Origin of the sequence: Streptomyces sennicomposti, assembly GCF_019890635.1 — a bacterium.
GTDB lineage: Bacteria > Actinomycetota > Actinomycetes > Streptomycetales > Streptomycetaceae > Streptomyces > Streptomyces sennicomposti.
Window position 1 is genome coordinate 75,188 of sequence record NZ_JAIOAB010000029.1, and the last position, 9,294, is coordinate 84,481.

Annotated in this window: 8 protein-coding genes; 6 read left to right on the top strand and 2 right to left on the bottom strand. The window is 71.2% G+C overall.

All coding sequences use genetic code 11. The features are described from left to right. Positions 1-70: 70 nt before the first annotated feature. From K7787_RS17910 to K7787_RS17925, 4 genes are all read left to right on the top strand, one after another. Positions 71-3,370 carry a sensor histidine kinase gene (locus K7787_RS17910; RefSeq protein WP_223002136.1) on the top strand — a complete coding sequence of 1,100 codons (3,300 nt, stop codon included), beginning with the start codon at positions 71-73 and terminating at the stop codon, positions 3,368-3,370. 10 nt (positions 3,371-3,380) lie between these two features. Next, the gene (locus K7787_RS17915; RefSeq protein WP_004983065.1) at positions 3,381-3,794 is read left to right on the top strand and encodes a roadblock/LC7 domain-containing protein; all 414 of its coding nucleotides are present in this window, start codon (positions 3,381-3,383) and stop codon (positions 3,792-3,794) included. Positions 3,795-3,891: 97 nt separating this feature from the next. After that, on the top strand, positions 3,892-4,464 hold the full coding sequence (locus tag K7787_RS17920; RefSeq protein ID WP_009190813.1) for a DUF742 domain-containing protein: 573 nt from the start codon (positions 3,892-3,894) through the stop codon (positions 4,462-4,464). Next, positions 4,445-5,035 (top strand): GTP-binding protein, encoded by a 591-nt coding sequence (locus K7787_RS17925; protein WP_043261333.1) that lies wholly within the window; start codon positions 4,445-4,447, stop codon positions 5,033-5,035. Before K7787_RS17920 ends, K7787_RS17925 begins: the two co-directional genes overlap by 20 nt. Positions 5,036-5,259: 224 nt before the next feature. On the opposite strand, the gene K7787_RS17930 is transcribed toward K7787_RS17925, so the two are convergent. Then, the gene (locus K7787_RS17930) at positions 5,260-5,454 is read right to left on the bottom strand and encodes an acyl-CoA carboxylase epsilon subunit (RefSeq protein WP_009190809.1); all 195 of its coding nucleotides are present in this window, start codon (positions 5,452-5,454) and stop codon (positions 5,260-5,262) included. Positions 5,455-5,510: 56 nt separating this feature from the next. After that, on the bottom strand, positions 5,511-7,118 hold the full coding sequence (locus K7787_RS17935) for an acyl-CoA carboxylase subunit beta (protein ID WP_019983029.1): 1,608 nt from the start codon (positions 7,116-7,118) through the stop codon (positions 5,511-5,513). Between the two features lie 400 nt (positions 7,119-7,518). On the opposite strand from K7787_RS17935, the gene K7787_RS17940 reads away from it, so the two are divergent. Both K7787_RS17940 and K7787_RS17945 read left to right on the top strand, forming a co-directional pair. Beyond that, on the top strand, positions 7,519-8,142 hold the full coding sequence (locus K7787_RS17940) for a YceI family protein (RefSeq protein WP_223002138.1): 624 nt from the start codon (positions 7,519-7,521) through the stop codon (positions 8,140-8,142). Between the two features lie 237 nt (positions 8,143-8,379). Next, positions 8,380-9,294, top strand: a 915-nt coding sequence (locus K7787_RS17945; RefSeq protein WP_247721015.1) for an RNA polymerase sigma factor, incomplete at its 3' end; no start/stop codon positions are given.

Genomic DNA, 9,294 nt, shown 5'->3' on the forward strand with positions numbered 1-9,294 from the left:
TCGCCGGCGCAGAGGGCTTGAGACACTGCGGCACAACGAAGGTGCCGACCGCCGAGAGGTTGTTGGTCGAGTGAGGCGAAGCAAGAACGGTCCCGAGCCGTCGGCGGCCCGGGGCAACTTCACCCCGCCGCCGCGCGGAGCGGCGCCCGCACACGTGCCCGGTTCGGAGTCGGCGAGCGCCCCCGCGCCGAGCGGCGGTCCCTTCTCTCCCCGCAACTGGCGGGTGCGCACCCGGCTGAACGCGATCCTGCTCATACCCGTGCTGGTCGGCCTCGTCATGGGCGGCTTCCAGGTCAAGAGCTCGATCGACACCTGGAACGAGGCCCAGGACGCCGAGAAGACCGCCCGTCTGGTGCGGGCCTCCCTCAGCTACGCCAACGCCCTGTGGAACGAGCGCGACGTCACCGCCGCCCCGCTGCTCCAGGGCAAGGGCCAGAACGACGCCACCGTCACCCAGGCCCGCGCCGCCACCGACAAGGCCGCCGACGCCTTCGACGCAGCCGCCAAGGACATGCCCCAGAAGCCCGGCCTGGTGCGCCGGCTCAAGCTGTTCCGCGAGACCGAGCCCGAACTCCAGTCGCTGCGCGCCGCCGCCTTCACCTCCAAGCTGACCGGTGTGCAGACGGAGGAGGGCTACGTCAAGGTCGGCCACCCGCTGATGGAGTTCGCCAACGAACTCGGTCTGGGCACCGGCAACATCACCTCCTACGGCCGTACGGTCTACGCGATCTCCCTCACCCAGGCCGCCCTGTCCCTGGAACGCTCGATCGGCACGCATCTGCTGGTCAAGCCCGGTCCGGACGCCGGCAACCTGGCCAGCCAGCGCATCGCCCTGTCCTCCTACGCCTACCTGGAGGGCATCGCCGTCGAGGAGTACCTCGGCGGCGGCACCGAGGCCGACGCGCAGAAGCTGGACCAGGCGAAGAAGGACATCCAGACCAAGGCCGCGGCGATGGCGCAGGACGCCAAGAGCCAGAACCCCGACTACGTGGCCCCGCCGTCGGACCCGCAGAAGATGGTCACGGCCCTCGCCACGCTGGACAGCACCGATGCCGGCGCGCGCCAGGAGCTGGCCGCCAAGGGCATCACCGCGCAGAACTGGTGGGCCGTCAACACCCTCAAGTTCGACGCCTACCGCAAGATCCAGTCGGACATGGCCGACACCGCGGTGAACGAGGCCTCCGGCATCGCCGACGACGCCAAGCAGTCCACGTTCATCACCAGCGCCGTCGTCCTGCTCGCCCTGCTGGCCGCGTTCGTCCTGGCCGGTCTGGTGGCCCGCCAGATGAGCCGCTCGATGCGCCGTCTGCGCAACGCCGCCTTCGGCATCGCCGAGCAGCGCCTGCCGATGCTGGTCGACCAGCTCTCGCGCACCGACCCGGGCCGGGTGGACACCCGCGTCGAGCCGATCCCGATCGCCTCCACCGACGAGATCGGCGAGGTCGCCCGCGCCTTCGACCAGGTGCACCGCGAGGCCGTCCGGCTCGCCGCCGAGCAGGCCCTGCTGCGGGGCAACATCAACGCGATCTTCACCAACCTCTCGCGCCGCAACCAGTCGCTGATCGAGGGCCAGCTGACCCTGATCACCGACCTGGAGAACAACGAGGCCGACCCGGACCAGCTGGAGAACCTGTTCCGCCTGGACCACCTGGCCACCCGTATGCGCCGCAACGGCGAGAACCTGCTGGTCCTCGCCGGCGAGGAGCCCGGCCGCCGCTGGGACCAGCCGGTCCCGCTGGTGGACGTGCTGCGCGCCGCCTCCTCGGAGGTGGAGCAGTACGAGCGCATCGAGATGTCCGGCGTCCCGGAGGCCGAGATCCACGGCCGCGCGGTCACCGACCTGGTGCACCTGCTGGCCGAGCTGCTGGAGAACGCCACCACGTTCTCCTCGCCGCAGACCAAGGTCCGCGTCACCGCGACCCGGCTGCCCGACGGCCGCGTCATGGTCGAGATCCACGACAAGGGCATCGGCCTGACCGCCGAGGACTTCGCGGACATCAACCACAAGCTCGCCAACCCGCCCACCGTGGACGTGGCGATCTCCCAGCGCATGGGCCTGTTCGTGGTCGGCCGGCTCGCCGACCGGCACGGCATCCGGGTCCAGCTGCGCCCCTCGGGCGAGCAGGCCGGCACCACCTCGCTGGTCATGCTGCCGGACGCGATCACCCACGGCGGCGGCGGCGAACAGGCGCTGGAGCGCGACGAGTTCACCGTCTCCCAGATCATCCCCGAACAGCAGGCGCCGGGGGAGGACTTCACCCAGCTGCCGCCGATGCGGACCGCCGCCGAACTCGGCTTCGACGACAGCCGCTACGCGGAGGTCCCGGACGACCTCCGGGGCCTGGACCCGGTGGGCCGCTCGCTCAAGCGCGAGGAGCGCCGGGCCGCCCTGGAGTCCCAGACCGGCGGCGCGCCGGAGGGCCAGGAGGCCCACCAGGGCGCCGCTTTCCCGGACGACTCCGCCGGTCGGCAGCAGGCCTACGACACCGGCCAGAACCCGTACCCGGAGCAGACCGCCGGCTACGACGGCCGCAGCGGCTACGCGGACCAGCAGCAGGCGTACGACCAGCAGGGACAGCAGGCGTACGACCAGCACGGCCAGGTGCCGTACGAGCAGCAGGGCGCGCAGTCGTACGAGCAGGGGTACTACGCGCAGGACGGCGCCGTCGCGCAGAACAGCGGCTACCCGGCCGACGGCGGCTACGCGGGCGCGGACGCCTATGCGGAGCCGGTGCGCGAGGACCACTCGGGCGTCCACCCGGGTGCGCAGGAGCAGTACGCCGGCTTCCAGGAGCAGCCCTACCAGGACGACTGGCCGCAGGGCGACGCGTACCAGAACGGCTACGCCGAGCAGTACGCTCCGCAAGCGGAATCCGTGCAGGCCGCTGACGTGACCGACGGTAACCGCGTAGGCTTCGACCAGCCCGGAGCGGACCCGGCCGCCGGCCACGCGCTGACCGACGCGGGGCTGCCCCGCCGGGGTTCCACGGCGGGCGGTGCGGACGGCGCGCGGCCCGAGCACCGGGAGGCGCCGGCTTCCTCCCCGGCGAACAACGGCGACAGCGGCTGGCGTTCGGCGAACGACGAGCGCTGGCAGCAGGCCTCGAAGCTGCGCAAGCCCAAGGCGGGCGGGGTGACCTCCTCCGGCCTGCCGCGGCGGGTGCCCAAGGCCAACCTGGTCGAGGGAACCGCGGAATCGACCCCGCAGGGCGGCCCACAGGTCTCCCGCGCCCCCGAGGACGTCCGGGGCAGGCTGAGCAACCTGCGCCGGGGCGTCGAACGGGGACGCACCGCAGGAAGTGACAAGAACGGCCAGGCCACAAGGAATGAACACAGTGGTCCTGACAGCACCTACAACCAGGAGCGTTAGTGTGAGCCCGATGAGCCAGGCGGCGCAGAACCTGAACTGGTTGATCACCAACTTCGTGGACAACACCCCCGGGGTGTCCCACACGGTGGTGGTCTCCGCCGACGGACTCCTTCTGGCGATGTCCGAAGGCTTTCCCCGCGACCGCGCCGACCAGCTCGCGGCCGTCGCGTCCGGTCTGACCTCGCTGACCGCGGGCGCGTCCCGCATCTTCGAGGGCGGCAGCGTGAACCAGACCGTTGTGGAGATGGAGCGGGGATTCCTCTTCATCATGTCCATCTCCGACGGTTCTTCCCTCGCGGTTCTCGCGCACCCCGAGGCGGACATCGGTCTCATTGGGTACGAGATGGCCCTTCTGGTGGACCGCGCGGGCACGGTCCTCACCCCGGACCTCCGCGCGGAACTCCAGGGAAGCCTTCTCAACTGAAAGTCAGACGGTGCGTTTTGGTGTCCTGTGGCCGTAAGGTTTCGGGACGCGGCTTCCACACCGTTGGAGGCCCGGCGCCATCGGAGGAGGAGAGAGAGTGGCAACACCCCCAGGCGGTTCGCATTCGGGCAACTGGTCGTACGGCCCTGCCCAGGGCCAGGGCGACGGTTCGGCGAACCAGTTCGGCTACCCCTCCGTCCCGCGCCACCGGCAGCCGTACGCGCCGCAGGGCCCCGGCCCCTCGCCGTACGACCAGCCGCAGGCGCCGCGCATCCAGCCGGTGCAGCCGCAGCGACGCGCCCCCGAGCCGGCGCCCGCCGGGGCGTCGGGCAACCCTCTGGTCCGCCCGTACGCCATGACGGGCGGCCGCACCAGGCCGCGGTACCAGCTCGCCATCGAGGCCCTGGTGCACACCACCGCGCAACCGCACCAGATGCAGGGCCAGTTGCCCGAACATCAGCGGATCTGCCAACTGTGCCGCGAGATCAAGTCGGTGGCCGAGATCTCGGCCCTGCTGACGATTCCTCTCGGCGTGGCCAGGATCCTCGTCGCCGACTTGGCGGAGGCGGGCCTGGTCGCCATCCATCAGCCCGGCGGCGACGAGAGCGCCGGCGGCCAGCCAGACGTGACACTGCTCGAAAGGGTGCTCAGTGGACTTCGCAAGCTCTAGCGGAGGGCCGGTTTCTCCAAGTCGCTCCACCACGTCCGCGAAGATCGTGGTGGCGGGCGGCTTCGGCGTGGGCAAGACCACGTTCGTCGGCGCCGTCTCGGAGATCAACCCGCTGCGCACAGAGGCCGTCATGACGTCTGCTTCGGCGGGCATCGACGACCTCACCCACACCGGGGACAAGACCACCACCACGGTGGCCATGGACTTCGGCCGCATCACGCTCGACCAGGACCTGATCCTGTACCTGTTCGGCACGCCCGGCCAGGACCGCTTCTGGTTCATGTGGGACGACCTGGTCCGCGGCGCCATCGGCGCGATCGTCCTGGTGGACACGCGCCGCCTGGCCGACTGCTTCCCGGCCGTGGACTACTTCGAGAACAGCGGACTGCCGTTCGTCATCGCCCTCAACGGCTTCGACGGCCAGCAGCCCTACAGCCCCGACGAGGTACGCGAGGCGCTCCAGATCGGCCCCGACACCCCGATCATCACCACCGACGCCCGCCACCGCGCCGACGCCAAGTCCGCCCTCATCACACTCGTGGAACACGCGCTGATGGCCCGCCTGCGGTAACGGCGGGCGCACGCCCGCGACAGCGCAAGGGGGCGTCTCCTCCCCGTGGGAGGAGACGCCCCCTTCGCCGTGCGCCGGCGCGGGACGGGCCGCGCGGGCGAGCAGGGGCGCACGCCCGCGCGGACGCGCGAAGGGAGCCACCCCGGGCGGGGTGACTCCCTTCAAGGCGTACGGGGCTCCGGTCCCGCGGGGCTCCTGCGAGCCGTACGGCCGTGGCGCGGTGCTCAGTGCCAGCTGTGCGGGGCGCGGAAGCCGTTCTCGCGCTCCAGGCGGCGCCAGGCGGCGCGGGGGCGGCCGCGGTGGATCGGGGCGGTGTCGGCGGGGCGGGCGGCGGCGCGGGCCAGGAGGAGGGCCGTGAGGGCGGCGACCTCCTCGGGCTCGGCGTGGCCCTTCTCGACGCGGATGTCGGGCATGTCCATGGTGTCAGTCTCCGTGGCTGAGAGGTCCGCGGGATTGCCGCGGAGCGTCCGCTGGGTTACTGCGGCGGGTTGCCGTGCTTGCGGGAGGGCAGGTCGGCGTGCTTGGTGTGCAGCATCGCCAGGGACCTGATGAGAACCTCGCGGGTGTCGGCCGGGTCGATGACGTCGTCCACCAGGCCGCGTTCGGCGGCGTAGTAGGGGTGCATCAGCTCCGCCTTGTACTCCTTGACCATCCGGGCCCGGGTGGCCTCGGGGTCGGCGGCCTCGGCGATCTGGCGGCGGAAGATGACGTTGGCGGCGCCCTCGGCGCCCATGACGGCGATCTCGTTGGTGGGCCAGGCGTAGGTCAGGTCGGCGCCGATGGACTGGGAGTCCATGACGATGTAGGCGCCGCCGTAGGCCTTGCGCAGGATGAGGGAGATGCGCGGCACGGTCGCGTTGCAGTAGGCGTAGAGCAGCTTGGCGCCGTGCCTGATGATGCCGCCGTGCTCCTGGTCGACGCCGGGCAGGAACCCGGGGACGTCCAGGAAGGTGACGATCGGGATGTTGAAGGCGTCGCACATCTGCACGAAGCGGGCGGCCTTCTCGCTCGCCTCGATGTCCAGGACGCCGGCCAGCACCTGCGGCTGGTTGGCGATGATGCCGACGACCTGTCCGTCCAGGCGGCCCAGCGCGCAGATGATGTTGCGCGCCCAGCGCTCGTGGACCTCCAGGTACTCGCCGTCGTCGACGATCTCCTCGATGACCTTGGTCATGTCGTAGGGCCGGTTGCCGTCGGCCGGGACCAGGTCCAGCAGCACGTCGGAGCGGCGGTCGACCGGGTCGGAGGTCTCCACCCGCGGCGGGTTCTCGCGGTTGTTCTGCGGCAGGAGCGACAGGAGGTAGCGCACCTCGGCGATGCACGTCTCCTCGTCGTCGTAGGCGAAGTGGCACACGCCGCTGGTCTCGGCGTGCACGTCCGCGCCGCCCAGGCCGTTCTGCGTGATCTCCTCGCCGGTGACCGCCTTGACCACGTCCGGGCCGGTGATGAACATCTGCGAGGTCTCGCGGACCATGAACACGAAGTCCGTCAGCGCCGGGCTGTAGGCCGCGCCGCCCGCGCACGGGCCGAGCATCACCGAGATCTGCGGGATGACGCCGGAGGCCTTGGTGTTGCGCTGGAAGATGCCGCCGTATCCGGCGAGCGCCGAGACGCCCTCCTGGATGCGGGCGCCCGCGCCGTCGTTCAGCGAGACCAGCGGGGCGCCGGCCGCGATGGCCATGTCCATGATCTTGTGGATCTTCGTGGCGTGGGCCTCGCCCAGCGCGCCGCCGAAGATGCGGAAGTCGTGGGCGTAGACGAAGACCGTGCGGCCCTCCACCGTGCCCCAGCCGGTGATCACACCGTCGGTGTACGGCTTCTTCGCCTCCAGGCCGAAACCGGTCGCCCGGTGCCGGCGCAACTGCTCGACCTCCTGGAAGGACCCCGGGTCCAGGAGCAGCTCGATCCGCTCCCGCGCGGTCAGCTTGCCCTTGGCGTGCTGCGCCGCGGTCGCCTTCTCGCTGGGACCCGCCACCGCCTGCGCACGGATCCCGTGCAGCTCCGCGACCCGCCCGCGCGCGTCCGCCGGCTCCCCGGCCGGATCACCCGTCGGCTCACCCGTGGTCTCTTCCAAAACGGTCATGTAGCGACCTTACGAAGGACACCAAGGAAAGCGAGCCGTCGACTCCGTACAGTCTCCGGCCCGTTTTCCTGGTGCTCCTGAACAGAACCCCGGGGCTGTTGAGGCTTTCCGACTGCTCAGAGGGGATCGGCGTTGTGGAGGTCACACAAACGCGGGGATCGAGAGGCGGCTCACATTCTCCTGTCGAGGATGCCATCTCCTGAGTGATGCGCAGACCCGTACGGCGGACCGGAGGGCGCCCGGCGGAGTCCGGCCGGGACTCGCCGGCGACATTCCGCGCCGGATGTTGAAACCCGAACGGAATCGGACTACGGTCGTCGGTGTTGAGGTGATTGAACATTCAACATCACCGGCGCTCCCCCTCCGCGCCGGTGCCGACACCGTCCCCAAGGAGCACGCCATGGGCATCTTCGGCCGCAAGAACGACACCGTCACCACCACCGCCACCGCCCCCGAGGCCCCGGCCGCAGTCGTGAACCCGGACCTCGCCGCGCTCACCGGCGACTACACGATCGATCCGGCCCACTCGACGCTCGGCTTCACGGCCCGGCACGCGATGGTCACCAACGTCAAGGGCCGCTTCACCGAGTTCACCGGCACCCTGCACCTGGACGGCGCCGACCCGGCCGCCTCCACCGCCACCCTCGACATCGCCATGGACAGCATCGACACCGGCTCCGCGGACCGCGACGGGCACCTGAAGAGCGCGGACTTCTTCAAGACCGAGGAGTTCCCGTCAATGACCTTCCGCTCCACCGAGGCGGAGGCCCTGGGCGGCGACGACTACCGCATCACCGGCGACCTCACCATCCTCGGCGTCACCAAGCCGGTCACCATCGACCTGGAGTTCAACGGCGCCGCCAAGGACCCCTTCGGCAACGAGCGCGTCGGCTTCGAGGGCAAGACCGAGATCCTGCGCTCCGAGTGGGGCCTGACCTGGAACGCCGCGCTGGAGACGGGCGGCGTGCTGGTCTCCGACAAGATCAAGCTGAACTTCGACATCTCGGCGATCAAGAACGCCTGACGGCGGCCGGCGGGGGACACGCTCCCCCGCTCCCGGAACGCGCCCGCCCTCCACTCCCCCGTACCGGGAGGGCGGGCGCTTCGGCGTGCCCGGCGGGACCCGTTCGCCGCCGGCCGCGGACCTCTCCCGCAGAAGTTTTCGATCGGATCTGCGAAGAACTGTTATCCGGGCCGCCGTCGGCGGTCTCCCTGGCATCGGACATCATCGACCGACGTCGAGGGACAGGGAACTTCTCGTATGAGCACACAGCACCCGGTGGAGCTGGCGGCGCTGGTGAACCGCGCCCGCGAAGGCGATCCGGCGGCTCAGGACGCCTTGGTCAGCGCGCACTTGCCGCTCGTGTACAACGTCGTGGGCCGCGCCCTGAACGGTTCCGTGGACGTCGACGACATCGTCCAGGACACCATGCTGCGCGCCCTCGACGGGCTGTCCGGGCTGCGCGAACCCGAGAGCTTCCGGTCCTGGCTGGTGGCGATCGCCATGAACCGGGTGCGGGCGCACTGGCAGGACCGGCAGGCCGCGCCGGGCGGCGTCGAGGAGGCCGGCCGGGTCCCGGACCCGGGCGCGGACTTCGTGGACCTGACGATGCTGCGGCTCCAGCTGTCCGGCCAGCGCCAGGAGACGGCACGCGCCACCCGCTGGCTGGAACCGGACGACCGGGGCCTGCTGTCGCTGTGGTGGCTGGAGTGCGCCGGTGAACTGACCCGCGCCGAGGTCGCGCAGGCGCTCGCGCTGTCCCCGGAGCACACCGCGGTCCGGGTGCAGCGGATGAAGGCCCAGCTGGAGGCGGCCCGTGTGGTCGTCCGCGCCCTCGACGCCCGGCCGCGCTGCCCCGAACTCGGCGACGTGCTGGCCGGCTGGGACGGCCGCCCGTCCGCGCTGTGGCGCAAGCGAATAGCCCGGCACGCCCGGGAGTGCGTGCGCTGCGCGGGCCTGTGGAGCGGGCTGATGCCGGCCGAGGGGCTGCTCGCGGGTCTCGGCCTGGTGCCCGTCCCGGTGTCGCTGCTGCCGCATCCGCCGGCCGCCGGCTTCGACGGCACGCCGACCGGTTCGGCCTCCGGGAGCATGTACAAAACCGGCGGCACGCACGACGTGACCGCCTACGGCGGCCGGGTCGCGGCGCGGCGCGGCGGCGGCCGGGGCACCGCCCGG